At 70.0% G+C, this 26,453-nt stretch carries 22 protein-coding genes and 1 tRNA gene; 11 read left to right on the top strand and 12 right to left on the bottom strand.

The features are described from left to right. Nucleotides 1-28: 28 nt before the first annotated feature. From ACFU7D_RS04145 to aceE, 7 genes are all read right to left on the bottom strand, one after another. A complete protein-coding gene (locus ACFU7D_RS04145; protein ID WP_378863704.1) occupies nucleotides 29-1,474 on the bottom strand; it encodes an acyl-CoA carboxylase subunit beta in 1,446 nt (481 codons plus the stop codon). 176 nt (nucleotides 1,475-1,650) lie between these two features. Continuing rightward, the gene (locus ACFU7D_RS04150) at nucleotides 1,651-2,919 is read right to left on the bottom strand and encodes a beta-ketoacyl-[acyl-carrier-protein] synthase family protein (protein ID WP_378863709.1); all 1,269 of its coding nucleotides are present in this window, start codon (nucleotides 2,917-2,919) and stop codon (nucleotides 1,651-1,653) included. Nucleotides 2,920-3,010: 91 nt separating this feature from the next. After that, nucleotides 3,011-3,262, bottom strand: a complete 252-nt coding sequence (locus ACFU7D_RS04155; RefSeq protein ID WP_378728586.1) for an acyl carrier protein — start codon at nucleotides 3,260-3,262, stop codon at nucleotides 3,011-3,013. A 54-nt stretch (nucleotides 3,263-3,316) separates the two neighbouring features. Beyond that, entirely contained in the window at nucleotides 3,317-4,303 is a 987-nt protein-coding gene (locus ACFU7D_RS04160) for a beta-ketoacyl-ACP synthase III (protein WP_378863712.1), read from the bottom strand. Further along, nucleotides 4,300-5,490: an acyltransferase domain-containing protein gene (locus tag ACFU7D_RS04165; protein ID WP_378728587.1), complete on the bottom strand. Its 1,191-nt coding sequence runs from the start codon at nucleotides 5,488-5,490 to the stop codon at nucleotides 4,300-4,302. Before ACFU7D_RS04165 ends, ACFU7D_RS04160 begins: the two co-directional genes overlap by 4 nt. Before the next feature lie 103 nt (nucleotides 5,491-5,593). After that, nucleotides 5,594-6,775: a PucR family transcriptional regulator gene (locus ACFU7D_RS04170; protein WP_378728588.1), complete on the bottom strand. Its 1,182-nt coding sequence runs from the start codon at nucleotides 6,773-6,775 to the stop codon at nucleotides 5,594-5,596. Nucleotides 6,776-6,855: 80 nt separating this feature from the next. Continuing rightward, entirely contained in the window at nucleotides 6,856-9,696 is a 2,841-nt protein-coding gene (gene aceE, locus ACFU7D_RS04175) for a pyruvate dehydrogenase (acetyl-transferring), homodimeric type (protein WP_378863715.1), read from the bottom strand. A gap of 85 nt (nucleotides 9,697-9,781) precedes the next feature. Here aceE and ACFU7D_RS04180 point away from each other — a divergent pair, with 85 nt between their 5' ends. Further along, nucleotides 9,782-10,675 (top strand): carbohydrate kinase, encoded by an 894-nt coding sequence (locus ACFU7D_RS04180; RefSeq protein WP_378863718.1) that lies wholly within the window; start codon nucleotides 9,782-9,784, stop codon nucleotides 10,673-10,675. Here the strand turns inward: ACFU7D_RS04180 and ACFU7D_RS04185 are convergent. Further along, on the bottom strand, nucleotides 10,672-11,631 hold the full coding sequence (locus ACFU7D_RS04185) for an NAD(P)/FAD-dependent oxidoreductase (RefSeq protein ID WP_378728591.1): 960 nt from the start codon (nucleotides 11,629-11,631) through the stop codon (nucleotides 10,672-10,674). The two genes, ACFU7D_RS04180 and ACFU7D_RS04185, sit on opposite strands and share 4 nt — an antisense overlap. Beyond that, nucleotides 11,628-12,740, bottom strand: coding sequence for a glutamate-cysteine ligase family protein (locus tag ACFU7D_RS04190; protein WP_378863721.1), 1,113 nt, complete (start codon nucleotides 12,738-12,740; stop codon nucleotides 11,628-11,630). Before ACFU7D_RS04190 ends, ACFU7D_RS04185 begins: the two co-directional genes overlap by 4 nt. A 67-nt stretch (nucleotides 12,741-12,807) precedes the next feature. Here ACFU7D_RS04190 and ACFU7D_RS04195 point away from each other — a divergent pair, with 67 nt between their 5' ends. After that, nucleotides 12,808-13,584 (top strand): siderophore-interacting protein, encoded by a 777-nt coding sequence (locus ACFU7D_RS04195; RefSeq protein ID WP_378863724.1) that lies wholly within the window; start codon nucleotides 12,808-12,810, stop codon nucleotides 13,582-13,584. A gap of 8 nt (nucleotides 13,585-13,592) precedes the next feature. Here the strand turns inward: ACFU7D_RS04195 and ACFU7D_RS04200 are convergent, their stop codons facing one another. Beyond that, a complete protein-coding gene (locus tag ACFU7D_RS04200; RefSeq protein ID WP_378863727.1) occupies nucleotides 13,593-14,780 on the bottom strand; it encodes a glycosyl hydrolase in 1,188 nt (395 codons plus the stop codon). Between the two features lie 67 nt (nucleotides 14,781-14,847). On the opposite strand from ACFU7D_RS04200, the gene ACFU7D_RS04205 reads away from it, so the two are divergent. The 7 genes from ACFU7D_RS04205 (at nucleotide 14,848) to ACFU7D_RS04235 (ending at nucleotide 22,933) form a co-directional block, all read left to right on the top strand. Next, nucleotides 14,848-17,808 carry an alpha-mannosidase gene (locus tag ACFU7D_RS04205; protein ID WP_378863730.1) on the top strand — a complete coding sequence of 987 codons (2,961 nt, stop codon included), beginning with the start codon at nucleotides 14,848-14,850 and terminating at the stop codon, nucleotides 17,806-17,808. A 114-nt stretch (nucleotides 17,809-17,922) separates the two neighbouring features. Beyond that, complete coding sequence (locus tag ACFU7D_RS04210; protein ID WP_378728596.1) at nucleotides 17,923-19,482, top strand: TIGR03767 family metallophosphoesterase; 1,560 nt, start codon at nucleotides 17,923-17,925, stop codon at nucleotides 19,480-19,482. 132 nt (nucleotides 19,483-19,614) lie between these two features. After that, nucleotides 19,615-20,028 (top strand): DUF3052 domain-containing protein, encoded by a 414-nt coding sequence (locus ACFU7D_RS04215; protein ID WP_008358178.1) that lies wholly within the window; start codon nucleotides 19,615-19,617, stop codon nucleotides 20,026-20,028. Nucleotides 20,029-20,096: 68 nt separating this feature from the next. Beyond that, nucleotides 20,097-21,722 (top strand): AMP-binding protein, encoded by a 1,626-nt coding sequence (locus ACFU7D_RS04220; RefSeq protein WP_378863733.1) that lies wholly within the window; start codon nucleotides 20,097-20,099, stop codon nucleotides 21,720-21,722. Nucleotides 21,723-21,792: 70 nt separating this feature from the next. Further along, nucleotides 21,793-22,257: a peroxiredoxin gene (locus tag ACFU7D_RS04225; RefSeq protein WP_378863736.1), complete on the top strand. Its 465-nt coding sequence runs from the start codon at nucleotides 21,793-21,795 to the stop codon at nucleotides 22,255-22,257. A 196-nt stretch (nucleotides 22,258-22,453) separates the two neighbouring features. After that, nucleotides 22,454-22,529: transfer RNA gene (locus tag ACFU7D_RS04230), tRNA-Val, on the top strand. A 101-nt stretch (nucleotides 22,530-22,630) separates the two neighbouring features. After that, nucleotides 22,631-22,933, top strand: a complete 303-nt coding sequence (locus ACFU7D_RS04235; protein ID WP_378863738.1) for a hypothetical protein — start codon at nucleotides 22,631-22,633, stop codon at nucleotides 22,931-22,933. Here the strand turns inward: ACFU7D_RS04235 and ACFU7D_RS04240 are convergent. Then, nucleotides 22,930-24,141 (bottom strand): MFS transporter, encoded by a 1,212-nt coding sequence (locus tag ACFU7D_RS04240; protein ID WP_378863741.1) that lies wholly within the window; start codon nucleotides 24,139-24,141, stop codon nucleotides 22,930-22,932. The genes ACFU7D_RS04235 and ACFU7D_RS04240 overlap by 4 nt on opposite strands. Nucleotides 24,142-24,216: 75 nt before the next feature. On the opposite strand from ACFU7D_RS04240, the gene ACFU7D_RS04245 reads away from it, so the two are divergent. Together ACFU7D_RS04245 and ACFU7D_RS04250 are read left to right on the top strand one after the other, a co-directional pair. Continuing rightward, entirely contained in the window at nucleotides 24,217-25,149 is a 933-nt protein-coding gene (locus ACFU7D_RS04245) for a LysR family transcriptional regulator (protein WP_378863744.1), read from the top strand. A gap of 62 nt (nucleotides 25,150-25,211) precedes the next feature. After that, complete coding sequence (locus ACFU7D_RS04250) at nucleotides 25,212-25,457, top strand: hypothetical protein (RefSeq protein ID WP_378863747.1); 246 nt, start codon at nucleotides 25,212-25,214, stop codon at nucleotides 25,455-25,457. A 16-nt stretch (nucleotides 25,458-25,473) separates the two neighbouring features. Here the strand turns inward: ACFU7D_RS04250 and ACFU7D_RS04255 are convergent, their stop codons facing one another. Then, nucleotides 25,474-26,391, bottom strand: coding sequence for a LysR family transcriptional regulator (locus ACFU7D_RS04255; protein WP_378863750.1), 918 nt, complete (start codon nucleotides 26,389-26,391; stop codon nucleotides 25,474-25,476). Between the last annotated feature and the right edge of the window lie 62 nt (nucleotides 26,392-26,453).

Here is a 26,453-nt window from a genome sequence, read left to right on the forward strand (position 1 = left end):
GCCTCAGTCTGTGTCTGAACGGTGTCGGTCAGAGTGGGATGTTGCCGTGAGCCCCGCGGCGAACGCCGACGGTCTGGATCGCTTCCTCGAAGGCGGCCGCGATCGCTCCGCGAGTCGCCGACGGCTCGATGACTTCGTCCACGACACCGATCTCCACAGCCTTGTCGACACCGCCAGCGAGGCGCTCGTGCTCGGCCGCGAGCTCCGCCTCGACCTGAGGACGGAGGTCGGGGGCGATCTCGGCGAGCTTGCGGCGGTGCAGGATGCGGATCGCGGCGACCGGGCCCATGACCGCGACCTCCGCGCCCGGCCAGGCGAAGACCTTGGTGGCGCCGAGCGAACGGGCGTTCATGGCGATGTAGGCGCCACCGTAGGTCTTGCGGGTCACCAGGGTGACCCGAGGTACTACGCACTCCCCGAAGGCGTGCAGGAGCTTGGCGCCGCGGCGTACGACCCCGTCCCACTCCTGGCCGACGCCCGGCAGGTAGCCGGGGACGTCGACGACGACGATCAGCGGGACGCCGAGGGCGTCGCAGAGGCGTACGAACCGGGAGGCCTTCTCCGCGGAGAGGGAGTCGAGGCAGCCGCCGAGCCGCAGCGGGTTGTTGGCGACGACCCCGACGGTGCGGCCGCCGAAGCGACCCAGCGCGGTGACGATGTTGGGGGCCCAGCGAGCGTGCAGCTCCTGCGCCGTGCCCTCGTCGAGGATGTTCTCGACCAGCGGGTGCACGTCGTAGGCGCGCTTCTTCGACTCGGGCAGCTGCTCGGCGAGGTCCTTGTCCTCGACCGCGGCGACGTCGAGGCCACCCTGGGAGCCGAGGAGTGAGGTGACCGTGCGGGCCTTGTCGAGCGCCTCGCGCTCGGACTCGGTGAGGATGTGCACGACGCCGGAGCGGCGCCCGTGCGGCTCGGGCCCACCGAGGCGGAGCATGTCGACGTCCTCGCCGGTGACGGAGCGTACGACGTCGGGACCGGTCACGAAGATGCGGCCCTCGGGGCCGAGGATGACGACGTCGGTGAGGGCCGGACCGTAGGCGGCGCCGCCCGCGGCCGGGCCGAGCACGACCGAGATCTGCGGGATCTTGCCACTGGCCTGCGTCATCGCGTGGAAGATGCGGCCGACCGCGTGCAGGGAGAGTACGCCCTCCGCCAGCCGGGCACCGCCCGAGTGCCACAGGCCGATGATCGGGATGCCGTCGGTCATCGCACGGTGGTAGGCGTCGACGACCACGCGGCAGCCGAGGTCGCCCATCGCGCCGCCCATGACGGTGGCGTCCGAGCAGAAGGCGACCGCCCGTGTGCCGTCGACCTCGCCGACGGCGGCCAGCATGCCGGACTCGTCGTCGGGGGAGATGAGCTGGGCGGTGCCTTCGTCGAAGAGCGCCCGGAGGCGGGTCAGCGGGTGACGGGGGTCCTGGTCGCGAGGAAGCTTCTGCTTCCCCGCGGGAGCAGGTGCGGGGGCGGTGATGGTCATCAGGCCATGTCCTGTCGATCGGCGCCGAGCGCGCGTCGTCCAGCGTGAGCGCTGGCACAGGCCACGTCGTTCAGACCTCGTCGCGACGGCAGAGTGGGGTTCTTTCGAGCGGCGACAACGCCGCCAGGGAGCACGCTGGGCGGCGCGCAGCCGGTGTCCTGGCGGCCGGACATGGCCTACATGCTTCCGTAGACGACCGCGACGTTCGCGCCACCGAAACCGAAGGAGTTGTTGAGGGCCGCGATGTCGCCGACCGGCAGGTCGCGGGCCTTGGTGGCGATGTCGAGCTCGACCGCGGGGTCGAGGTTGTCGAGGTTGATCGTCGGCGGCGACTGGCGGTGGTGGATCGCCAGGACGGTCGCGACGGTCTCGAGAGCCCCGGCCCCACCGAGCAGGTGGCCGGTCATCGACTTGGTCGAGGTGACCACGACGTTCTCGACGTGGTTGCCGAGGGTGGCGTGGAGCATCAGGCCCTCGGCGATGTCGCCTTGAGGGGTCGAGGTCGCGTGGGCGTTGACGTGGACGATGGTGCTCGGGTCGATGTCGCCGTCCTCGAGCGCGCGCTTGATGGCGCGGCTGCCGCCACGACCCTCGGGGTCGGGCTGGGCGATGTCGTGGGCGTCGGCGGTCACACCGGAGCCGAGGACCTCGGCGTAGATCCGGGCGCCGCGGGCCTGGGCGTGCTCGAGCGTCTCGAGCACGACGATGCCGGCGCCCTCACCGAGCACAAAGCCGTCGCGGCCGGTGTCCCAGGGACGGCTGACCGCGGTCGGGTCGCCACCGTCGGGGCCAGAGGCGGTCTTGGACAGCGCCATCATGTTGGCGAAGGCGGCCATCGGCAGCGGGTGGATCGCTGCCTCGGTGCCACCGGCGAGCACGACGTCGGCGCGGCCCAGACGGATCTGGTCGGCGGCCAGGGCGATCGCCTCGGAACCGGAGGCACAGGCGGAGATCGGGGTCTGAGCCGCGGCACGGGCGCCGTAGATCAACGAGATGTTGGCTGCCGAGGCGTTGGCCATCAGCATCGGGACGGCCAGCGGGCTGACCCGGCGCGGCCCCTTGGCCAGGAGCGTGTCGTAGTTGTCGAGCAGGGTGGTGACGCCGCCGATACCGGTGGCGACAGCGACACCGAGGCGCTCACCGTCGAGTCCGGCCTCGGTGGCCGTGCCCTCGAAGCCGGCGTCCTTCCAGGCCTCGGCCGCGGCGACCACGGCGAACTGCGCGGAGCGGTCCAGGCGTCGGGCCTTGACCCTCTCCAGGACCTCGGACGGCTCGACGGCGACACGGCCGGCGATGCGTACGGGAAGGTCCTGGGCCCACTCCTCGGTGAGCTCGCGGATGCCGGAGCGGCCGGCGATCAAGGCATCCCAGGTGGTGGCTACATCTCCGCCTACCGGGTTGGTGGTGCCAAGTCCGGTGACGACGACTCGGGTGCGGCTGCTCATGTGCTCTCCGTGTGAGGTGTTGGCGCGTTGGGTCAGGTGAAGCAGGTCCGGCGGCTCGGCCTGGGAGGGTTGGCCGAGCCGCCGGGGCGCGTCAGGCGTTCGCGGAAGCCTTCTCGATGAAGCTCACCGCGTCGCCAACGGTCTTGAGGTTCTTGACCTGGTCGTCGGGGATGGATACGCCGAACTTCTCCTCGGCAGCGACGACGACCTCGACCATGGACAGCGAGTCGACGTCGAGGTCATCGACGAAGGACTTGTCGAGCTGGACGTCGTCGACATCGATGCCGGCGACCTCGTTGACGATCTCGGCGAGGTCGGAGCGGATCTCTTCGGTGGTGGCCATGTGTGGTGCTTCCTCTCGGATTTCTGTGTGGTGAAACTCTGGGGTGGTGCGGGACTACGGAACGACGACGACCTGGGCTGCGTAGACCAGTCCGGCGCCGAACGCGATGAGCAGGGCGGTGTCGCCCGACTCAGCCTGACCCTCCTCGATCATCCGCTCAAGGGCAAGCGGGACCGAGGCGGCCGACGTGTTGCCCATGGTGGCGATGTCGCGGGCGATCTTGACCGACTCCGGCAGCTTCATGGAGCGGGCCAGGGCGTCGACGATGCGCATGTTGGCCTGGTGCGGGACGAAGCAGTCGAGCTTGTCGGCCGTGATGCCGGCCTTGTCGAGCGCCTCCTGACCGACCTTGGCCATGGCGTAGGAGGCCCAGCGGAAGACGGGGTTGCCCAGCATCGTCAGCCAGGGAGTCTCCTTGGCCTCGTTCGCCTCGAACCAGTCGGGGGTCTGGATGTGGTCGGCCTTGTCGCCCGAGGAACCCCACACGACCGGACCGATCCCGGGCTCCTCGCTCGGGCCCACGACAGCGGCGCCCGCGCCGTCGGCGAATATGAAGGCGGTGCCGCGGTCGTGCGGGTTCGTGATGTCGGAGAGGCGCTCGACACCGATGACGAGCACGTGACGGGCGCTGCCGCCGCGTACGAAGTCGCTGGCCATCGCGATGCCGTGGCAGAAGCCGGCGCAGGCCGCCGAGACGTCGAAGGCAGCCGGGTGGTCGGCGCCGAGCTCGTCGGCGATCAGCGCGGCGACCGCGGGGGTCTGGCGCAGGTGGCTGACGGTGGCGACGATGACGCAGTCGATCTGGTCGATGTCGATCTTGGCGTGCTCGAGCGCCTTGCGGGAGGCGGCGACCGACATCATCTGCACGGTCTCCTCCTCGCCCGCCCAGCGACGCTCGGTGATGCCGGAACGGGTGCGGATCCACTCGTCGGAGGAGTCGATGAGGTCGACGATCTCGCTGTTGGGGACCACCCGGGTCGGGCGATAGCCGCCTACGCCGAGGATGCGGGCGTGCGGGGAACCTGTCGGGGCTGAGATCACGAGTGCTGGACTCCTGTCGGGTGCAGACGCAGCAGCGGCTGACCGGGGGAAACGAGGTCGCCGTCCTCGACGAGCCATTCGATGACCTCGCCGCCGTGGGCCGAGGTGATCGCAATCGTGTCACGGAGGCTGGCGATGGCGCCGATCTCGGCGCCGGCTGGGATCACGTCGATCCCGGACACGGTCTCGGAGAGCTTGAAGGTGCCCTTGGACGGGGAGACGACCATCCGCCAGGTCGGCGTGGTCTCGATCGGGTTGGCCTCGCCGTGCTTCTCGACGAACGCGCGGGCGTCCTCGAGCTGGTCGGGAGTCTTCAGGGCGAAGGTCTCGACACCCTTGAGGGCACGCTTGGCGATCCCGGTCAGGGTGCCAGCCGGCGGCATCTCCAAGATGCCGGTCACGCCGATGTCGGACATGGTGTCGAGGCAGAGGTCCCAGCGCACCGGGTTGGCGATCTGGCCGACGATCCGGTCCAGCGCCTTGGCGCCGTCGTGGACGATCTGGCCGTCCTTGTTGCTGATCAGGCGGGTGCGCGGGTCGTGGGTCGAGACGCTCTGGGCCAACCGGGCGAGGTGACCGACGGCGGGCTCCATGTGCTTGGTGTGGAAGGCGCCGGCGACGCTGAGCGGCATCAGCCGGGCCTTGGCGGGAGGATCGGCGGCGAAGGCCTCGAGCTGCTCGAGGGTGCCGGCGGCGACGATCTGGCCCGGGCCGTTGTCGTTGGCGGGGGTGAGGCCGTGCTTCTCGATCGCGGCCAGCACCTCCTCGCGGACACCGCCGAGGACCGCGGTCATGCCGGTCGGCGTCTTCGCGGCGGCGTCGGCCATGGCTTTGCCCCGCTCGCGGACGAGCACCATCGCCTGCTCCGCGCTGATCGCGCGCGCGCCCGCGGCGGCGGTGATCTCACCGACGCTGTGGCCGGCGACGGCGCCGATCTTGGAGAAGGCGTCCGCGGGCTGCGGGAAGAGCTGGAGCGCCGCGACCAGGCCGGTGGCGACCAGCAGCGGCTGGGCGATCTCGGTGGCGCGGATGGTCTCTGCGTCGGCATTGGTGCCGTAGTCGATCAGGTCGATGCCTGCGACGGTTGAGAGCCACTCCATACGAGCGGCAAAAGCGGGGTCCTCCAGCCACGGGGTGAGGAATCCTGGTGTCTGAGCACCTTGTCCTGGGGCGACAATGACGAGCACGCAACGATGTTCCCGTCTGGAGGGGTGTCGGTTCACCTTCAGTGGCAACGAATATCTATCGCGCAATCTTGTAGGGGTTCTACAAGTTGCCTCGCTGTCGGCCTCAGTGGTCCTGTTGCCGGCCCAGAATCAGGGCGACCTGCAGGGCGAGAGCGTCGCGCGAGTCGGTCGGCAGGAACCCGGTGAGCTCCGCGACCTGCTTGAGCCGATAGCGCACCGTGTTGGGGTGCACGAACAGCGTGCGACCGGTGGCCTCGAGGCCACCTCCGGCGGCGAAGTACGCCGCCAGGGTCTCGATCAGCGTGCTGCGGGCCTCCACCAGCGGCCGATAGAGATTCTCGATCAGGTAGCGGTGGGCCCACGCGTCGCCGGCCAGGGCACGCTCGGGCAGGAACGACTGGCTGCGTGCCGGGCGTGGCGCGTCGGGCCAGCCGGGCGCGGCCCGGTAGGCGGAGAGCGCGGCCCGCGCGGACTCCGCGGCGGTGGCGAGCCCGGCCGCCACCGGTCCGACCACGACGGGGCCGTCGGCGAACAGGTCGGCGATCCGCTCGGCGGCTTCGAGGGGGTCGTCGATACCTCCGAGCAGGGCGACGAGGCGGTCACCCTGGACCGCGCACAGGGTGTGCAGGTCGTGGGCGCGGGCGCGGCGGCGTACCTCCTCCATGGCGGCGTCGAGGCGGACGCCGTCGGGGGCGTGGCCCAGGACCGCGCACAGCGGCAGGTCGGCGTCCCAGCCGAGCGCGCTGGCCCGGGAGAGGACGACCTCGTCGGTCTCGGCACGCAGGACCGCGTCGACCACGAGGGCCTCGAGCCGGGCGTCCCAGGCGCCGCGCTGCTCGGCGGCGCGGGCGTAGACCTCGGCCGTGGCGAAGGCGACCTCACGCGCGTAGCGGCCGATCGCCTCGTGGACGTCGGCGGCGTCCTCGGGTCCGAGGAGGTGGTCGATGTTGGCCTCGACCACCTCGATGGAGAGGCGGACGAGGTCGACGGTCTGCTGGAGCGTGATGATGCCGGTCAGCGCACGAGGCGCGACGCCGAACATCGACGCGGCCAGGTCGGGCTTCGCGGTGTCGGCCGAGGCGCCGCCGCCGTACCAGCCGACGAACTCCTTGATGCCTGCCTGGACGATCAGGCCGACGAGGGAGCGGTTCTTCGCGGAGAGGTCCTTGAACCACGGCATCGCGTCGTCCATACGCGACGTGGCGGCCGTCGCCAGCCGGCCGGTCGCGCGTCGCAACGCCGTCGCCGTCCGCCGACGCGTATCGAGGGTCGCCTGATTGGTCACACTGCTGATCCTTCCACCTGGAGATGCGGCCGGGGGCCCGGAACTTCTCGCTCCGAGCCCCCGACCTGACGGACAGACGCTCAGGCGTCTCCGCCCTCCTGCATGATGCCCTTCGTCGCCGTCGGGTCGTCGATGCGGTAGGTGTCGAAGGCCTTCTTCGCCAACGACGCGTCGATCTCGCCGGCCTCGGCCAGTGCCTGGAGGGCCTGGACGACGACGGACTCGGCGTCGATCTGGAAGAAGCGACGCGCGGCCGGGCGGGTGTCGGCGAAGCCGAACCCGTCGGCACCGAGGACCCGGTAGTCGTCGGGCACCCAGCGGGCGATCTGCAGCGGGACGGCCCGCATGTAGTCGGAGACCGCGATGACGGGACCGTTGGTCGCCGAGAGCTTCTCGGTGACGTACGGCGTGCGCGGGGTCTCGCCGGGGTGGTTGAGGCTCCACTGCTCGGCGTCGATGGCGTCGCGGGCGAGCTCGTTCCACGAGGTGACCGACCAGGTGTCGGCCTTGACGCCCCAGTCCTCCTCGAGGATGCGGGCAGCCTCCTCGACCCACGGGAAGCCGACACCGGAGGCGAGCAGGCGGACCTTCGGGCCGTCTCCTTCGGCGGTCGAGACCTGGTGGATGCCCTTCAGGATGCCCTCGAGGTCGACGTTGTCGGGCTCCTTGGGCTGGCTGACCGGCTCGTTGTAGACGGTCAGGTAGAAGATGACGTTCTCGCCGTGCGGGTGCTCCTCGGTCGAGCCGTACATCCGCTCGAGGCCGCTCTGCATGATGTGGGAGACCTCGTAGGCGAAGGCCGGGTCGTAGTGCACGACCGCCGGGTTCGTCGCCGCCAGCAGCGGGGAGTGGCCGTCGGCGTGCTGGAGACCCTCACCGGTCAGCGTGGTGCGACCGGCGGTGGCGCCGACCAGGAAGCCGCGGCCCATCATGTCGGCCATCGCCCAGATCGAGTCGCCGGTGCGCTGGAACCCGAACATCGAGTAGAAGATGTAGAACGGGATCATCGGCTCGCCGTGGGTGGCGTACGCCGTGCCGGCAGCGGTCGCCGACGCCAGAGCCCCCGCCTCCGAGATGCCCTCGTGCAGGAGCTGGCCCTGCGCGGACTCCTTGTAGGAGAGCAACAACTTCCGGTCGACCGACTCGTACTGCTGGCCGCCGGGGTTGTAGACCTTCGCGCTCGGGAACATCGCGTCCATGCCGAACGTGCGGTACTCGTCGGGCGCGATCGGGACGATCCGCTTGCCGATCTCCGGGTCACGCATCCAGTCCTTGAGGAGCCGGACGGTGGCCATCGTGGAGGCGATCTTGTTCTTGCCGGAGCCCTGCTTGAGCTCGGAGTAGACCTTCTCGCCCGGCAGGGTGAGCGGCTTGAACTCGACCCGGCGCTGGGGGAGCGGGCCACCGAGCTGCTTGCGGCGCTCCATCATGTATTCGATCTCGGCCGATGCCGGACCCGGGTTGAAGAACGGCGCCGCGCCGGTCTGCTCGTAGGTCGACTCGAGCTCCTTGTCGGAGATCGGCAGGAGCAGGCGGTCGCGGAACTTCTTCAGGTCCGCCATCGTCAGCTTCTTCATCTGGTGGGTGGCGTTCTTGCCCTCCAGAGCGTCGATCGTCCAGCCCTTGATGGTGTGGGCCAGGATGACGGTCGGCTGCCCGACGGTCTTGGTGGCCGCATCGAAGGCCGCGTAGACCTTGCGATAGTCGTGGCCGCCGCGGGGAAGCTTGCGGATCTGCTCGTCGCTCATCTGCTCGACCATCTTGCGCAGGCGCGGGTCGGAGCCGAAGAAGTTCTCCCGGACGTAGGCACCGGTCTCGACCGAGTAGGTCTGGAACTGGCCGTCGGGAGTGGAGTTCATCTTGTTGACCAGGGCGCCGTCGACGTCCTTGGCGAGCAGCTGGTCCCACTCGCGGCCCCAGATGACCTTGATGACGTTCCAGCCGGCGCCGCGGAAGTTGGACTCCAGCTCCTGGATGACCTTGCCGTTGCCGGTCACCGGGCCGTCGAGCTGCTGCAGGTTGCAGTTGATCACCCAGACCAGGTTGTCGAGCTCCTCGCGGGCGGCCACGCGGATGGCGCCGAGCGACTCGGGCTCACCCATCTCGCCGTCGCCGAGGAAGGCCCACACCCGCTGGTCGGAGGTGTCCTTGATGCCGCGGTTCTGCAGGTAGCGGTTGAATCGCGCCTGGTAGATCGAGTTGATCCCGGTCAGGCCCATCGAGACCGTCGGGAACTCCCAGAAGTCGGGCATGAGGCGCGGGTGCGGGTAGGAGGAGATGCCCTGGCCGACGCCGTGCTGCACCTCCTGGCGGAAGCGGAAGAGCTGCTCCTCGTTGAGCCGGCCCTCGAGGAAGGCACGCGCGTAGATGCCGGGGGAGGCGTGGCCCTGGATGAAGACCTGGTCGCCGCCGCCCGGGTGGTCCTTGCCGCGGAAGAAGTGGTTGAAGCCGACCTCGTAGAGGCTCGCGGAGGACTGGTAGGTGGCGATGTGGCCGCCCACCTCCAGGCCCTTGCGGTTGGCGGAGGAGACCATCACGGCGGCGTTCCAGCGGATGAAGGCCCGGATGCGTCGCTCGATGTCCTCATCGCCCGGGAACCACGGCTCGCGGTCGGAGGGGATGGTGTTGATGTAGTCGGTGCTGCGCAGTGCGGGGACCCCGACGGACTTCTCTCGGGCTCGCTCCAGCAGACGCAGCATCATGTAGCGGGCTCGCTCGCGTCCGCTCGACTCGAGCATCGCGTCGAACGAGCCGAGCCACTCACTGGTCTCTTCGGGATCGATGTCCGGAAGCTGGGTCGGTAGACCCTCGTGGATTACGGTCGGCTGGGCGGGGGTCGGGCCCTGCGGACCACCAGCAGTCTCGGTGGATTGTTCGGTCACATCCTCAATGGTCGCACGGGGTCGAGAGCGGCTGCCCATCCGCGGTGGGTTACTGGACAGTAGGCGGTTTCTGCTGGTCAACCCCGGAAAATTCGTTCGTACGTCGAGTTGCTAATCTGCCGCCGTGACCAGCCTGGATCGTGACAATGCCGCTGCTGACGTCTTGGTGGTAGGTGAGGCTCTGGTCGACGTGGTGACGACAGCCGATGGCGTGACCAGGGACCACCCCGGCGGGAGCGGCGCCAACGTCGCGGTCGCGCTGGGTCGGCTCGGCCGTCCGGTGCGCTACGCGGCCTCCTACGCCGACGACGCGCGTGGGCAGGCGCTGGCCGCCCACCTGGCCGGCTCCGGGGTCCGGATGGCGTGCGACCCGCACGTGCTGGCCCGCACCTCGACCGCGCAGGCCACCATCACGGCCGACGGGTCGGCGACGTACGTCTTCGACCTGGAGTGGAAGCTCGGCGAGATCGCGGTGGGGACGCCGCGGTTCGTCCACATCGGCTCGCTCTCACCGGTGCTCTCGCCGGGCGCCGAGACGGTCTTCGCGCTGCTCGACGGGCTGCCCGACTCCGTCCGTGTCCTCTACGACATCAACATGCGACCCACGCTGACCGGAACCGGCCAGGAGGTCGTCTCGCGGATCGAGCGGGCGGCGGCGTACGCCGACGTGGTCAAGGCGAGCGACGAGGACCTGGAGACGCTCTACCCCGGGGTGGGGCTCGACAAGGCGGCCGCGCGGCTGCTCGAGCTCGGTGCCGGTGCGGTCGCGGTGACCCGTGGCGGCGACGGCGCCAGCTGGATCACCGCGTCCGAGCGGATCGACGTGGCGGCTCAGGCGGTGACGGTCGTGGACACCATCGGTGCCGGCGACACCTTCTCCGCGGGCCTCGTCGACGCACTCTGGGACGACTTCGGGCGCGACCGGCGCGAGGTGCTCGCCCACGGCGTCCGGGCGGCGGCGGTCACCGTCTCGCGCGCCGGTGCCAACCCGCCGACCCGGGCCGAGCTCGACGGCTAAGCCGCGAGGCGCTCGGCGAGCGTACGTCCCAGCCAGGCCGAGGAGCGGACCGAGCTGCCACATCCGGCCAGGAGCAGGCCGGGCGCGGGCTCGTCGAGAACCAGCTTCTTCTGGGCGATGTCGACACCCCACAGGATCTGCTCGACCTTGGCGTCGCGAAGCCAGGGGAGTGCGGCCGCGAGGCCACGATCGAGCAGGGTCTCCCAGTGGTCGACGGGGCCGCTGAGGTCGTCGTCCTCGACGATGTCCTCCTGGCCGACCAGCACCCGCAGGTGCCCTTCGACCGACTTCACGAAGGCGTAGCCGAAGCCCTCGCCGACCGGCACGATCGTGTGCGGCATCCGCTCCCGTTCGGGAGGGACGGGGAGGTCGAGCACGAAGAGCTGGCGCTTCTCGAGCTCGGCCTCGCTCTGCGGGAAGAGCCGGGCGTTGGCGGCGCCGAGCGCGAACAGGACCCGCTCCGCGCGGATCGTGCCGCGTGCGGTCTCGACCAGGTGGCCCGAGCCGTCAGGACGTACGCCTTCGACGACCGCACCCGGGATGACCTGTGCCCCGGCGTCGGAGGCCCGCTCCAGCAGGTGGGAGACGAGTCGGGTCGCGGAGATGTTGAGCGCCGGGATGTGCTCGCCGGTGTGGAGCAGGTGGTAGGTGTTCTCGATCGCGGCCAGGTCGACGCCCTCGGCGAGCAGGCCCTGCACGAACTCGGCGGTCTCGGTGGTCATCTCCCGCTTGACCGGGTCGGCCCAGGTCCAGCGGATGCTGCCGCCCGAGTAGCGGTAGGTGGAGACGTGGCCGGGGTCGTCGTCCGGATCGTCGCCGAGCACCACGATCCGCAGCTCCGGTGACATCCGCGCCAGGAAATAGGCTGTCGCGGCGCCGATCGGGCCGGCTCCGCAGATCGCCACGTCGGCCTCTACGAGAAGTTCAGCGGTCAGGTCGGCGGGGAGATCAGTCAACGAAGTCCTTCCGGGAGGTACATCAGGCCTGTGCGCGAATATGCGTCCAGGAGGCTATCGGCTGGGGTGCGCCCCGCGCTCAGCAACCGGTCCAGGGGGTCGAGGTGGACGGCCTCCGGCATGCCCGCCAGCGCGCGGTGAGCGGCCGCGAGCACCTCACGCGCGCCGGCGGCGATCTCGGGGTCGGAGAACGCGTCGGTCGCGGAGCGTTGATGCAGGTCGCGGCTGGGTCTGTCGGCAAGACCCGGCAGGTCCTCGGCGAGGCAGACGCCGAGCGTCAGTGCCGCCCCGGCGAGCAGCAGGTCGCGGGAGAGGAAGGCGTCGAAGGCCTTGAACTCGATGCGTCCCTCCTCGCGCGGGATCCGCGGTGGGTGGACCATGGTGGGCTCGGCGCCCGCGGACGGGTCCACGAAGCAACGCGCGGCCACCCGACGCCAGGTGCGCTCGTAGGTGCGCTTGCTGGGCCCGCGCCAGACCCGACCGGCGTGGAACGGCGAGCTGAAGCTGAACGGCACCATGAAGGGGCTGTAGTAGGTCAGCCGGCGAGTCACCTCGACGACCTGGTCCGCGGACAGATCGGGGAAGGAGAGGTTGATGTCGGGGCCGTAGCTCAGGTTGGAGACCTCGGCGTGGTCGTACTCACGATGCTCGGCCCGCATCTTCTGCTCCCACTCGTTGAGCGGCGGTTCGAGGGCGTACGCCTCACGGACCGGGTTGAAGCCGACGATGCCCAGGTGCAGGCCGAGGGGAGTGAGGCGCTTGGAGAGGTCGTCCTGCAGATCGATCAGCCGGTCGGCGGCCTCGGTGGTGCTCGAGCAGATCGGGGTGCGGATCTCCACCCCCTTGACCAGCATCGAGGTGAAGGTGCCGTCGACGTCGAAGCGCTCGTCTCCCTCGAGATACCAGTAGCCGCTCTTGATCCCGAGGTCGCCGCGGACGAGGTTGTCGTCGGTGGTGCCGGAGCCGTCGGCAAGGGCGCGTTGGAGGGTGTCGAAGTCGAGATCCCCGAAGTCATGGAAGACGCCCGTGTCGCGAAACGTGCCCGCGCCTACGTCGGGTGACTCCGTCACCAGGGCATACTCGAACTCGAACCCGGCGGAGTAGAGCACGGCGCAACTCTAGGGCAGTCCGCGGGCCCTCATCTGCATTTCTCGGAAATTAGGTTAGGCTCCCCTCATGTTTCGCGCGGTGAAGCCGGAGACAAAGCCGGAGACGCGGGTCGTGGTCACCTCGACCCGGCGTCTCAGTGCTGGGATGACCCGCGTCCATCTCCGTGCTGAGGACCTCTCCGCGTTCGAGGGCAGCGTGTGCACCGACCGGTTCGTGCGCCTGGAGATCCCGGTCGGCGACGGCACGAGCGTCTGTCGCACCTATACGGCGCTGGACCCCTCGGTCGCCGAGGGGACCCTCGCGGTCGACTTCGTGCACCACGGCGACGAGGGTGTCGCCGGCCGGTGGGCGGCGACGGCCGGCCCGGGCGACGTGCTCACCGTGCGCGGGCCGGGCGGGACGTACGCTCCGGACCCGGCCGCCGACTGGCACCTGCTCGTCGGCGACGAGTCCGGCCTGCCCGCGATCCGGGCGGCGCTGGCTGCGCTGCCGGCCGACGCGGTGGGCTACGCGGTGATCGAGGTGCCCTCCGCGGAGCATCTCCAGCAGGTCGAGGCGCCGGCCGGGGTCGAGGTGCGCTGGCTGGACGCCACCGTCGATCCGCCGTTGGAGTCCGTCGTGTGCGAGCTGCCCTGGCTGATCGGACGGGTGCACGCCTTCGTGCACGGCGAGGCCGAGGTCACCATGCAGCGGATCCGGCCCTACCTTCTGCGTGACCGTGGGGTGCCGCGCGGCGACGTGTCGATCTCCGGCTACTGGCGCCGCGGCAACAACGAGGACAGCTTCCGTACGTGGAAGCGCAGCCAGGCTTCCGACCGCCGGGTGGCGTACTCGGCTCGCTGAGGTTCGGGTCAGGCCCGCGGGGGGACGATCTCGACCGGCCCCTCGACCCGGGCCGCGACCCAGGCGCGGTGGAAGTCGCTGCCCGGCGCGACCTCGGCACGGCGCTCGGGCTCGCGAACGAGGTCGACGGGGCACTCGATCAGCTGACGGGCGACCGGTTCGGGGCGAGGGCCGCCGTGCTCGGCGATCGCCGCGGCGAGCGCTTCGGCGACCGGCTTTCGCCGGTGGTCGACGGTGAAGAGACCGAGGTCGTACTCCCGTTCGGGGAAGTCGACCAGCGATCGGTCCAGGTCGTGGGAGCACCACCAGGTGATGCCGAACAGGGCCGGGTTCTGCGCGACGTGGTCGACGGTGCCGGTGACGAACTCGCGCACACTCTCCGGTCCGATCTCCGGCAGGGGAGCGCCGACCTCCTGGAGCCAGACCGGGCGCCCCGGCTCGGCGGCGTACGCAGCGGCCAGCTCGACCAGGTAGTCGGCGTGTGTGAGCGTCGCCGGGCCCAGGGGCGCGTCGATCGCGCCGACGCCGTTGAAGACCCAGGAGTGCACGGTGCTGAGGTCACCGAGCGTGGTGACGTCGGCGGGTCCGAAGGGGTGGTCGGGCGCGTAGAAGGCGTCGTCGAAGAGCGAGTGCAGGCAGAGCAGGCCGGGGGCGGCCTCGCGGGCGGTCTCGAGGAGCTCCTGGGCCCAGGCGCGCGAGTCGGCGATGGTGGTCGGGTTGGCCGGCCACAGGTTGTTCACCTCGTTGCCGAGGGTCAGCGCGAAGACGTTGTCCCGGGTGGCGACCGCGCCGGCGAGGGTGTTGACGTAGGTGCGCAGGCCCGCGCGCACCTCGGGGTGGCTGAAGACCGACCGCCGGTGGTGGGTGAGCACCCACGAGGGCAGGAAGTCGAAGCTGGACAGATGGCCCTGGACCAGGTCGACACAGACGTCGAGCCCGCGGGCGGCGGCCAGGTCGATGGTGGTGAGCACGTCGTCGACCGCCGAGGACCGGATCAGCGAGCGGTTGGGCTGGATCCAGGGCCAGACCGGGAAGATCCGTACGTGGTCGAGGCCGAGGCCGACCAGGTCGTCGAAGTCCCGGGCGATCTGGTCGGCGTCGAAGTCGAGCCAGGAGTAGAACCAGCCGGACGAGGGCACGTGGTTGGCGCCGAAGCGCAACGGGGCAGGGGCCGGCGGCGTCGGTAGGGCTGGCACTCGCGCAATATAACCGCTCAACTAGGTCCCGATCCTTGGCGAACGACGACAGACAGGACGAGCACTGATGCACGACGACGTACACCTCACTGAGGGCCGCGTGAGCCGAGTCCTCAAGGAGCGACTGTGGCCGGCCGTGCACACGCTCTCGACTCCGGTCAGTGTCGAGTGGCACGAGCTGCCGGGGGAGCCGATCGCTCCCGCGGACGGGCTGGCCCTGACGTACGAGCCCGTCGAGGTCGGCACCGGGTGGGGCCCAGCCTGGGGGACGACCTGGTTCCGGATCACCGGGACCGTGCCCGCGGAATGGTCGGGGAAGCGGGTCGAGCTGGTCTGCGACCTCGGCTTCGACGTCAGCCGGACCGGGTTCCAGTGCGAGGCGCTGGCCTACACGGCCGCCGGAGAGCCGGTCAAGAGCCTCAACCCACGCAACCAGTGGGTGCTGGTGGCGTCGGAGGCCGTCGGGGGTGAGGAGGTCGAGCTCTTCCTGGAGGCCGCGGCCAACCCGCTTCTCCTCGAGCACCACCCGTTCCTGCCGACGCGGGAGGGTGACATCGCGACCTCGTCGAAGCGAAAGCTCTACACGACGCGTCGCATCGAGCTCGCCGTCTTCGAGAAGGACGTCTTCGAGCTCTGCCTCGACCTGGAGACGCTCCACGAGCTGCAGGTCGAGCTGCCTGCAGGGCCGCGGAAGTCGCGAATCCTGCAGGCGATGGACGACGCCTTGGACCGGGTCGACCTGCAGCGGGTCGCGGAGACGGCGGCTGCCGCCCGCTCGGTGCTGAGCGGGGTTCTGGAGCCGGCTGCCCACGAGTCCGCGCACCAGATCGCCGCGATCGGCCATGCCCACATCGACTCCGCCTGGCTGTGGCCGGTGCGCGAGACGATCCGCAAGGTCGCTCGCACCACCTCCTCGATGACCGAGCTGCTCGGCGAGGACCCCGACTTCCGCTACGGGATGTCGTCGGCCCAGCAGTACGCGTGGCTCAAGGAGCACCGGCCCGAGGTCTACGCGCGCGTGAAGGCAGCCGTCGCCGAGGGTCGCTTCATCCCGCTCGGCGGCATGTGGGTCGAGTCCGACACCACGATGCCGTCGGGGGAGTCGCTGGTGCGGCAGTTCCTCTACGGCCAGCGGTTCTTCGAGTCGGAGTTCGGGATCCGCTGCCACGGGGTGTGGCTGCCGGACTCCTTCGGCTACTCGCCGGCGCTGCCGCAGCTGATGAAGCGGGCCGGGTTCGACTGGTTCTTCACCCAGAAGATCTCCTGGAACCAGGTCAACAAGTTCCCCCACCACACCTTCGAGTGGGAGGGCATCGACGGCTCCCGCATCCTGAGCCACTTCCCGCCGATGGACACCTACAGCTCCCAGCTCTCCGGTGCGGAGGTCGCCAAGGCCTCGCGGCAGTTCCAGGAGAACCGGGTCGCCACCGGGTCGATCGCGCCCGTCGGCTGGGGCGACGGTGGTGGCGGCACCACCCGGGAGATGACCGGCAAAGCCCGCCGGCTCCGCGATCTCGAGGGCTCGGCCCAGGTCACCTGGCGCCATCCGGACGACTTCTTCACCGAGGCCCGCGCCGAGCTCCGCGAACCGCCGGTCTGGGTCGGTGAGCTCTACCTCGAGCTCCACCGCGCCACGCTCACCTCGCAGCACCTGACCAAGCAGGGCAACCGGCGCTGCGAGCACCTGCTCGTCGAGGCCGAGCGCTGGTCTGCGACCGCCGCGGTCCGTGGACTTCTCGACTACCCCTACGACGAGCTGGACGCCTTGTGGCAGCAGGTGCTGCTGCAGCAGTTCCACGACATCCTGCCCGGTACGTCGATCGCCTGGGTCCACCGGGAGGCGGTCGCCCAGTACGCGCGGGTCGCCACGGCCGCCGAGGATCTCATCGAGCGAGCGCTCACGGCTCTCGCCGGCGACGGCACCGTCGCGCTGAGTGCCGACGGGCGCTCGGGTGCGGTGGTGGCGGCACAGCCCACCGGGGTCGTCTCCGTGGTCGAGGAGGGTGGGACGTACGTCTTGGGCAACGAGCTCGTCCGGATCACGGTCTCGGCCGAGGGGCTGATCACCTCGGCGCTCGACCTGGCGACCGGTCGCGACGCGATCCCGGCCGGCGCCGAGGCCAACCTGCTGCAGCTCCACCAGGACTTCCCGAACATGTGGGACGCCTGGGACGTCGACCGGTTCTACCGCAACCGCGCCACCGACCTGCGTGAGGTCTCCTCGATCTCGGTGACGCCCGACGGGCTGGTCATCGAGCGACCGATCTCCGCCGATTCCTCCACGGTGCAGACCCTGTCACTGGCTCCGGGGTCGAGGGTGCTGGAGATCTCCCAGCGCACCGAGTGGAACGAGACCGAGAAGTTCCTCAAGGTCGCCTTCCCGCTCGACGTACGCGCCGAACAGACGCTCGCCGAGACCCAGTTCGGCTACCACCGCCGGCCGACCCACACCAACACCTCCTGGGAGGCGGCGAAGTTCGAGACGTCCATGCACCGCTGGGTGCTGGCCGCCGAACCCGGGTTCGGGGTCGCGCTGGTCAACGACTCGACCTACGGCTTCGACGTCACCCGGCCGACGGCCCTGACGACCGAGGTACGGCTCTCCCTCCTGCGCGCGCCGCGGTTCCCCGACCCGGAGACCGACCAGGGCGTGCAGACCCACCGCTACGGCCTGGTCATCGGGGCCGATGTCGCGGCCGCGACCGAGGCGGGCGCCGCGCTCAACACGCCTGCTCGCGAGGTCACCGGCGCCCAGGCCGTCGAGCCGCTGGTGACCGTCTCCGGCGAGGGGCTGGTGGTCTCGAGCGTGAAGCTCGCCGCCGACCGCTCCGGCGACCTGGTCGTCCGTGTCTACGAGTCCGCCGGCGCGCGTACGCAGGGGGAGCTGCGCGTCGACGGAAGGTACGGACGGGTCAGTGAGGTCTCGCTGGTCGAGGATCCTCTTGCCGAGGTGAGCACCGAAGGAGGAGCTGTCGCGCTCGGTCTCGGTGCGTTCGAGGTTCGTACGCTGCGGTTCCATCGCAGCTGACGACGCTCAGCCGGCCGTCCATCGATCACCACCAGGGCCACCGCGATGTGCTGCTGGGGAGTATCGTTCGCGCACGACCGCGGCGGCCGGTCCTGAGGAGAAGAGGCGGCGTAGATGGGTGTCACGAGCGAGAGCGGGCGGATCGTCGCGGGGGGCCGGAAGGGCACCTACGTACGTCTGGCCGAAGGCCCGCAGGAGCGCCATGTCTCGCGCACCGATCTGGCTCGCAAGCCCGAGGAGCTGGGCGAGCCGGTGCTGACCGTCGCGCACCTGTCCGACCTGCACATCTGCGACCACCAGTCGCCGGCTCGGGTCGAGGTCCTGGACCGGCTCATGGACCCCGACGCCACGACCCGTGAGCTGATCGACGAGATCGGGACGTACCGGGCCCAGGAGCTGTTGACCGCACAGGTCGGCGCGGCGATGGTCGAGGCGGTCAACGAGATCACCGAGGGCCCGATCGGCGGTGGCCCGCTCGACCTGGCGATCGCGACCGGCGACAACACCGACAACGGGCAGTACAACGAGCTCGACTGGTATCTGACGCTGCTCGACGGCGGGCGCCTGACCCCCGACTCCGGCGACATGCTGCACTACGAAGGCGTCGCCACGCTGCCGGACAAGCGCTTCTGGCACCCTCAGGGCGAGACGCACGACATGCGCCGGGGCGACCACGGCTTCCCGCTCGTCCCCGGGCTGCTGAAGGCCGTGCGCCGCGCGATCGACTCACCCGGGCTGGAGGTGCCCTGGCTGGCCGTCAACGGCAACCACGACGGGCTGCTGCAGGGCACGGTGCCGGGCACCTCCGCCATCGGCGAGATCGCGGTCGGCGATCTGAAGGCGATCGCCATGCCCGAGCACTGGACCGACGAAGCCAAGGCGAAGCTCATCGCCGGGCTGATCTCGGGTGACCCGGTGGCGCTCGGGATGCTGGCCGAGCTGGAGCCGTACGAGGTGACCCCCGACCGTCGCCGCCGGCAGACGACGCTGCAGGAGTTCGTCGACTCCCACGTGCACGACGAGGCGAAGCCGCCGGGCCACGGCTTCAAGGCGGGCGGGAAGCCCTACTACCGCTACGACGTCAACGACGAGGTCACCTTCGTCGTCCTCGACACGGTCAACCCGGCCGGCGGTTTCCAGGGGTCGATCGACGCCGAGCAGCTCGAGTGGCTCGACGCCGTGCTCGCCTCCACCGACTACGACGAACGGCTCGCGGTGATCGCCAGCCACCACGACGTGGCCTCGCTGGTCAACGACATGAGCGGCGCCGGCGGCACGCGGCGGGTGCTCAGCGACGAGGTCGAGCAGACCGTCTCACGCCATGAGAGCGCCGTGCTCTGGCTCAACGGGCACACGCATCGTACGTCGGTGAAGCCTCGCGGCTCCTGGTGGGAGGTCACCGCTCCGTCCCTGATCGACTGGCCGCAGCAGGGCCGGATCGTCGAGCTCATCTCCGACGGGGACGTGCTCACCATCGCCACCACGATGCTCGACCACGCCGGTCCTGCCCGCTGGAGCGGCTCGATCGAGGAGGTGGGCCACCTCGCCTCGCTCTCCCGTGAGCTGTCCGCCAACGACTGGCAGGGGCCGCAGGTGCGCCTCGCCGAACACCCGTCGGCAGGGACGGCTCAGGATCGCAACGTACTGCTCCATCTGCTCGATCCGAGGGCCTGAAAGGCCTCCGACACGCCGTTATCTAGCGGATGACAGGCGGGTGGGGTTGCGTGGACCAGCGTTCTCCGCTGGACTACCACCAACCAAGTTCATGCAAGCGGCGTGGACATCAAGCTTTTGGAGGAACGACACGTGAGCTCGACCGCAGCCACAGGGCCTGCGGACCGGCTGGGCCTCAAGTCCGGCATGGTCATCCAGGAACTGGGCTGGGACAACGACACTGATGACGAGCTGCGGGTCGCCATCGAAGACTCCGTCGACGCAGATCTGGTCGACGGCGACTACGGCAACGTGGTCGACGCCGTGCTGCTGTGGTGGCGCGATGACGACGGTGACCTCGTCGACGGCCTCGTCGACGCGCTGACCGACCTCGTCGGTGGTGGGGTCATCTGGCTGCTGACGCCGAAGGTGGGCCGCCCGGGTGCGGTCGACCCGGCCGACATCGCCGAGGCCGCGCCGATCGCCGGACTGTCCCAGACCACCACCGCATCTGTGAGCAAGGACTGGGCAGCGACGCGTCTGCTGGCGCCGAAGACGCCGGTCTGAGGCGCCGGCGCTTGGGTGGATGGACATCCCATGGTCATCGGGACACGCGTCCCACTAGAATCCGCGGGGTGTTCTCGACAACGGCTGCCAAGGCACGTACCGCCGGCTCTGCGGTGAAGATCCTCGCCGGCTCGGGCATCGTCCGACCGGTCAACCCCTTCGGGCTCGCCCGGACCGGGCTGGCGCTGGCGCGCTGGGGCACCGGTCCGGCGGGTGGGTTCATCGGTCTGGCTCACCGCTATCCGCGACGACTCGCGGTGATCGACGAGTTGGGCTCGCTGACGTACGCAGACCTCGACCGCCGCTCCAACGCGATCGCCCGGGCCCTGGCCGCCCGTGGGATCGGGGAGGGCGACGGGGTCGCGATCATGTGTCGCAACCACCGCGGCTTCGTCGACGCCACCCTCGCCGTCGCCAAGCTTGGTGCCGACGCCCTCTATCTGAACACGGCCTTCGCAGGCCCGCAGCTCGTCGGGGTCCTCGAGCGCGACCAGCCCGCGCTGGTCATCCATGACGAGGAGTTCACCGGACTGCTCGCGGAGGCGACCACAGCCGCGAGGCTGGTCGCGTGGGTGGACTCCTCCGAGCCTGGGGAGACGCTCGAGTCGCTGGTTTCGGGCGACGCCCGGCCGGTTGCCCCGCCGAAGCGGCACGGCCGGATCGTCATCCTCACCTCCGGCACCACCGGGGCGCCGAAGTCGGCGCCGCGCCCGGAGGCCGGGTTCGATGCGGCGGTCGCGCTGATGTCGCGGATGCCGATGAAGGACGGCTGGCGCTGCTTCGTCGCCGCCCCGCTCTTCCACACCTGGGGGCTCGCCCACCTGCTCTTCGCCGAGCTGCTCGGCACCACCATGATCCTGCGTCGCCGGTTCGACCCGGAGGACGCCGTGGCGACCCTCGCGGAGACCCGGGCCGACTCGTTCGTGGTCATCCCGGTCATGATGCAGCGGATCCTGTCGTTGCCGGAGGAGACGCTGGCTGCGTACGACCTGGAGGGGATCGCCTCCCGGCTGAAGGCCGTCGCGTCCTCCGGCTCGGCGCTGCCCGGCGATCTCGCGCTGGAGTGGATGGATCGATTCGGCGACTCGCTCTACAACGTCTACGGATCGACCGAGGTCTCCTACGCCTCGATCGCCGACCCCGTCGACCTGCGCGAGGCGCCGACCTCGGCCGGCAAGGTGCCGTGGGGCACCCGGATGCGGATCCTCGACGGCGACGGCGTCCCGATGCCCGATGGTGAGGCCGGCCGGATCTTCGTCGGCAACGGGCTCCTCTTCGAGGGCTACACCACCGGCGGCGGCAAGGAGGTCGTCGACGGTCTGATGGCGACCGGTGACGTCGGCCGCTTCGGGCCCGACGGCCGGCTCTATGTCGAGGGCCGTGACGACGACATGATCGTCTCCGGTGGCGAGAACGTCTTCCCGCAGGAGGTCGAGGACTGCCTGATGCGCCACCCGCTGATCGCCGACGCGGCCTGTGTCGGTGTCGAGGACCCTGACTTCGGCAAGCGGTTGCGCGGGTTCGTCGTCCTGGTGGCGGAGGCCGATCCGGGTGCCGACGTCGAGGCGGTGCTCAAGGACTGGGTCAAGGACAATCTGGCGCGTTTCAAGGTGCCGCGAGAGATCGTGGTGACCGACGCGTTGCCTCGCAACGCCACCGGCAAGGTGCTGCGTCGCGAGCTGGCGCAGCGGTGATCACCCCATCTCGGGGCCCACGTGACGGAATGAATTTCGCTTCCGTCGACAGCAAGGGGATGCTGGACCTGTGAGTGGACTTCAGATCGGCGCACCGGCCCCCGACTTCACCCTGCGTGACCAGTTCGGTGCCGACGTGACGCTGTCGGACTTCTACGGCAAGAAGGCCGTGGGGATCTTCTTCTTCCCGTTCGCCTTCTCCGGCGTGTGCACCGGTGAGATGAGCGGTCTGCGCGACCGGCTCGACGAGTTCGTCACCTTCGACACCGAGGTCCTGGCGATCTCGTGCGACCCGGTGTACGCCATGCGGCAGTTCGCCGACACCGACCGGCTCAACTTCTCGGTGCTCTCCGACTTCTGGCCGCACGGTGAGGTGGCTCAGGCCTATGGCGTCTTCAACGACCGCACCGGCGCCCCCCGACGGTCCTCCTACATCGTCGACAAGGCTGGCCTGGTGCGGTGGGCCGTGCACAACGACAACGCCGACGGCCGCGACCTCGACGAGCATCTCCGCCAGCTCCACGCGGCGGTGTGAGGAAGTAGTTTACGGGTCATCAAAGGTCCGTTAACAGGCTGGTTACATGGCTTTTCTATGCCAGGGGTGGGATCTACTCTTGAGGTGTTGAGCCGCTGATGACCCGAGACGTCAGCGGCTCAACTTCCATTTCAGGGTTGGTACGTCGGCCCGGTTCGTCGGGCCCGCCCCTGATCGCGTACTCTTGGGGCGCTTTGGACGCATAGCTCAGCTGGTAGAGCGCCTCCCTTACAAGGAGGATGTCGGGGGTTCGAGTCCCTCTGCGTCCACCACGATCGTTCGCTTCCGCGAAACCGATCGCTGCCGTACGTGGCGGCCGATATCTTTGCTCGAACTGACACCCGCCGAGCGTGTCCGAGCTCAGGGAGCCCCCATGCCCCAGCGCCCTTCCATCATCGGTCCGGTCATCGCGGCGGTCGTCGGGCTCGCCGGTCTGATCGGCGGATTCGTACGTGTCGAACGGACTCGGTGGGTGTTCGGCGGCGACGAGGTGTCGGCCACGGACACCTGCACATCCTTCGACACCAGCGGGGAGATGCTGGAGAGCGGCCCGTGCAGCGCGATGGCGGAGCTGGTGACGAAGACGGAGTCGATGAGCATGTGGCTCAGCTTCTGTGGGGCCGTGGTGCTGGTGATCGCGGTAGTGCTGATCGTGCGGCGGCTCAACGACTACTAGGCCGGGTCAGCGAGGCGCGACGTTACGTCCCCGGCGGGGTGGGGCAGGAGTGTGCGGGCGGTGGCGAAGGCGATCAGGACGATCGCGATGACCATGCTCGCGGTGCCGGTCCAGCCGGCTGCGAAGGCGAGGCCGCCGAGCCAGCCGAAGAGGCTGGAGCCGGCGTAGTAGAAGAGCGTGTAGAGCGAGGTGGCTTGCGCGATCCCGCTGGTCGCCATCGGGCCCACCCAGCCCGACGCGATCGAGTGCGCGGAGAAGTAGGCCGTCGCGAACAGCAGCAGCCCGATCAGGACCGTCGGTAACCGGTCGGGGATCGTCAGCGCGGCTCCGGCGGCCATGGTCAGGGACGAGACCAGGAGGACCCGTCGGCGGCCGAAGCGGGCCGCGAACGTCGCTGCCAGCCGGGCCGACACCGCGCCGGAGAGCCCGGCCAGGAAGATCACCGCGGTCAGCGCCGGCGGCAGGTCGAACGGCTCCAGCTCGAGCCGGTAGCCGAGGTAGTTGAAGACCGCCACCTGCGCGCCCATCAGGAAGAACGCCTGCGCGTAGAGCGCGAGCTGGCCCGGGTTGGTGAGGTTGGCGACCATCCCGGCCCACACGCCGGCCGGGCGTGGAGTCGTCGCGGGGCTGGGGCGCTCGGGCGGGAGTGCGGTGACCGCGACGGCGGCGCCGAGTGCGGTGAGGCCTCCGGCCACGAGGGCCGCCACGCGCCAGTCGCTCACGTCGGCGACAGGCGCGGCGATCAGGCGTCCGACGAGGCCGCCGACGACCGTTCCGGAGATGTACGTCGCGCCCGCGGCCATCGCGTCGCGTCGGCCGACCTGCTCGCTGAGGTAGGCGAGAGCGAGCGCCGGGGTGCCGCCCAGGGCGATGCCCTGCGCGACGCGAAGGAGGATGAGGACGGGGAACGAGGTCACGAACGGGAGCGCCAGTCCGATCGCCGCCGCGGTGACGATGGCGATCGTCATCGACCGCGCCCGGCCGATCCGGTCGGCGACCCACGACCAGCCGAGTGCGGCGACCGCGAGCCCGATCGTGGCCCCGGAGACGGTCAGTGCAGCCTGGGAGGCATCGACCGCGAAGTCGCGGCTGAGCGCCGGGATCAGTGCCTGGGGGTAGTAGAGCTGCACGAACGTCGTCATCCCGATCGCGACGAGCGCGATCAGCACGCGTCGGTGGCCGGGGTCGGTGGGTTCCTGTTCGCTCACCGGCTTCACGCTAAGGAGCCGGTGATCATGCGTCCAATGCATGGGTGATGCACAAAGAATGCTGATGCGCATACGATGTCAGGTGTGGATGCCACTGCACGGAACGTCCTGCCGATGCTCCCGGCCCTCGCCGCCCTGGCCGAGACGGGACAGACGCTCGCCGCCGCCGACCTGCTGCAGATGCCACAGCCCACGGTGAGCCGCATGCTCGCGCGCCTCGGTCGGGAGCTCGGCGTGGACGTGGTCGAGCGGCACGGGCGCGGTCTGCGGCTCACTCGGGCAGGGGAGGCGTTGGCCCCGCACGCCGCCGCCGCGGTCGCCGCGGCCACGGCGGGGATCGAGGCGGTCCGGGCCCAGGAGTCAGGTACCCGCGGTCGGATCGCCCTCGCGTTCCAGAGCACGCTCGGCGAGCGGGTCGTGCCGGCGCTGGTCAAGGCGTTCCTCCAGCAGCATCCGGGTGCTTCCGTCGACCTGCTCCAGACCTCGCGGCCGCGGTGCCTGGCAGCCGTCGCCGACGGCGCTGCCGAGGTCGCGCTGATCTCGCCGCTCGAGGCCGACTCCGGCCTGCGCCAATGGCGGCTGCACAGCGAGCCGCTGGTCCTGGTCGTACCGACCGGCCACCGGCTGGCCACCCGTGCCCGGGTGAGCTTCGAGGAGGCTGCCGAGGAGACGTTCATCTGTATGAAGCGCGGTTATGGGATGCGTACGCTGCTCGATGAGCTCGCCCTGGCCAGCGGCGTCACGCCGACCGTCGGGTTCGAGGGTGACGACCTCGCAACGCTCCGGGGGCTGGTCTCGGCCGGTCTCGGAGTGAGTCTGGCTCCCCGCGACCCGCACGGCGCCACCGGCTGCGTCGAGGTGCCGTTGACGAACCCCGAGGCGGTCCGGCACATCGGTGCCTGCTGGCTCGACCGCCGGCCGTCGACCCTCGCGGCCGCCTTCCAGGACCTGCTCCGTCGCCGGGGGCGGCGGCTGACCGAGATCGGCCTGCGTCCCCTGGCCGGGTGATCCTCTCGTTTCCTCGGAGAAATCCGTGCGCCGCCGGATCGGGCGGTGCCATCATGAACCGCATGGCAGGTCGGAACATCGCCGGACGACAGGACGCCTCACCACGGGGCTACTTCGACGGCACCATCGAGGTCCTCCACCACGACCTCGCCCTTCCTGAGGCCTCGGTCAGCCACACTGGCGGCCCCGACCGCGTCCACACCGACGACCCCGGCACCGAGACCGAGTTCGACCCCGTACGCCGCGTCGGGTTCACCGCGCCTCTCCGGATCCGTGAGCCGCTCGTCTGGGAGGGCGATCAGGCCTGAGCCCCTCCGTCGCTGCTCAGGAGTAGGTCGAGGCGGTCTCCACGAGCACATCGTGCAGGGCCAGGTCGGCGGCGCTGCGTACCCGGCCCGCGCGGTGGGCGACGAGGATGCGCCGAGGGGGAGCGGTGTCGCCGAGGGAGATGACGCGTACGTCGGGATGCTGGTTGACGGTCGCCGTCCGCGGCGCGAGGGCGATGCCGAGGCCGACGCTGACCATGGCCTGGGCCTCCTGGTAGTCGTTGGCCTGGAAGGCGATGGTCGGGGTGAAACCCGCCGCGACAGCGCTTCGCTGCAGGACCTCGACGACTGGGTGCCCGCCGGCCCGGATGATCCATGGCTCCTCGGCGAGGTCGGCCATCCGCACCGTACGCCGCCGTGCCAGGCGGTGGGTGGCGCCGACGAGGAGCACGGTGGGGTCGGTGAAGAGCTCGGTCAGCACCAGCTCGTCGTTGACGACCCGCTCCCAGGCATAGTCCCACAGGAGCGACATGGCGACCTTGCCCTCCTCCAGCATGCGCACCAGGTCGTCCTCGCGGCCGCTGTGGATGGTCAGTGCGATGTTGGGGTAGAGCTCGCGGTAGCGGCGGACGGCCAAGGGCAGGAACGAGCTGCCGATGGTGGGGAAGGTCCCCAGGGTGACGCTGCCGCGACGTACGCCGGCGATGTCGGCGAGGTCGGACTCGGCGGCCGCGAGCTGGCGCAGAACCTTGCGTGCGTGGGTGGCGAGCACGAGACCCGCGTCGGTCGGGGTCATGCCGCGGGCGTGGCGGTCCAGGAGGGGCTGGCCGGCTTCGCGCTCGAGCCTCAGCAGCTGTTGTGAGATCGCGGAGGGTGTGTAGCCCAGTGCCGTGGCCGCGCTGGTCACCGATCCTTCCTCCACGATCGCCAACAGGATCTGCAGCCGTTTGATGTCGAGCACGGCCCCAGTCTGCATGAAGTTCTCCTACATGGCCATGTAGGGGCGTGCAGTGCTGCTTCAGCCGCGACGAGGCCAGT

Origin of the sequence: Nocardioides sp. NPDC057577 (assembly GCF_042801335.1) — a bacterium.
Lineage (GTDB): Bacteria > Actinomycetota > Actinomycetes > Propionibacteriales > Nocardioidaceae > Nocardioides.

Bases quoted from the DNA above. Each gene is read 5' to 3' on its own strand.
- ACFU7D_RS04205 (WP_378863730.1), top strand. From the start codon at position 14,848: ATGCACGACGACGTACACCTCACTGAGGGCCGCGTGAGCCGAGTCCTC.
- ACFU7D_RS04245 (WP_378863744.1), top strand. From the start codon at position 24,217: ATGTCAGGTGTGGATGCCACTGCACGGAACGTCCTGCCGATGCTCCCG.
- ACFU7D_RS04235 (WP_378863738.1), top strand. From the start codon at position 22,631: ATGCCCCAGCGCCCTTCCATCATCGGTCCGGTCATCGCGGCGGTCGTC.
- aceE (WP_378863715.1), bottom strand. From the start codon at position 9,696: ATGGGCAGCCGCTCTCGACCCCGTGCGACCATTGAGGATGTGACCGAA.
- ACFU7D_RS04195 (WP_378863724.1), top strand. From the start codon at position 12,808: ATGTTTCGCGCGGTGAAGCCGGAGACAAAGCCGGAGACGCGGGTCGTG.
- ACFU7D_RS04255 (WP_378863750.1), bottom strand. From the start codon at position 26,391: ATGCAGACTGGGGCCGTGCTCGACATCAAACGGCTGCAGATCCTGTTG.
- ACFU7D_RS04145 (WP_378863704.1), bottom strand. From the start codon at position 1,474: ATGACCATCACCGCCCCCGCACCTGCTCCCGCGGGGAAGCAGAAGCTT.
- ACFU7D_RS04150 (WP_378863709.1), bottom strand. From the start codon at position 2,919: ATGAGCAGCCGCACCCGAGTCGTCGTCACCGGACTTGGCACCACCAAC.
- ACFU7D_RS04155 (WP_378728586.1), bottom strand. From the start codon at position 3,262: ATGGCCACCACCGAAGAGATCCGCTCCGACCTCGCCGAGATCGTCAAC.
- ACFU7D_RS04250 (WP_378863747.1), top strand. From the start codon at position 25,212: ATGGCAGGTCGGAACATCGCCGGACGACAGGACGCCTCACCACGGGGC.
- ACFU7D_RS04210 (WP_378728596.1), top strand. From the start codon at position 17,923: ATGGGTGTCACGAGCGAGAGCGGGCGGATCGTCGCGGGGGGCCGGAAG.